The following is a 772-nucleotide window of genomic DNA, read 5'->3' on the forward strand; positions in this document are numbered from 1 at the left end:
GTGACATTTGATAAAGCATTGTTAACATCACTTGGTGTTATAACTGGATGTTGTGCATTACCATTAATAATGTCATTCGCATGGTTGTATGCATTGTTGTAATCATTTTTCTTATTAGTATCTGCGTTGACATAATTATCACTTTGTACGACTTGGTTATGATTAGCAACGCCACGTTTTAAACCTGTCATAGCAGTATTTAAGCTTTGAGTCGTTTGTTTAATATCATTTACTGCTTGCACGTTTTGTGCACTATTCACTTGTTGTGTTAATGCATTCTTTTGTGCTTGGTTTAAATCACTTGCATGCGTAATCGCATTTGTTGCTTCTGTTTTCGCACGTTGTAAGTTTTGTTGACCATCTAAAGCATCTTTCGTCGATTTAACAGATGCTGCTTTTTGGTTCACTGTGTTAACATCCATCGTTGGATTAGTCGTTTCTCCAATGACACCTTTAGCCGCATTAACTGCATTATCATACGCTTGTTTATTAGCTGGTGTTGCGTCAGTGTAATTTTGACCTGATTTAATTGTATTATTATCCGCAACACTGTCTTTTAATTTCGTCATCGCAGTATTTAAAGCCGTAATGTTAGACTTAATTGTTTCAAGCGCAGCATGATTTTGAGCAGCATTAATTTGTTGCGTGAAATTATTTTGTTGTGCTTGGTTTAAGTTAGATGCACCATGTAATGTTGTTAACGCTGGCTGTCTATCTAATGTTAAACCTTGACGTGCTGTATTTAATTGATCCTTAGCTTGGTTTGCCTCTG

The 772-nt window shown here is 35.9% G+C and carries 1 protein-coding gene; it reads right to left on the reverse strand.

Translation table 11 applies throughout. From position 1 onward, the window contains the following. Window positions 1-772 (reverse strand): GA module-containing protein (locus IDG60_RS17735; protein ID WP_206161008.1); only part of this gene is annotated, 772 nt, incomplete at both ends.

The organism is Staphylococcus sp. EG-SA-2, from assembly GCF_017152085.1.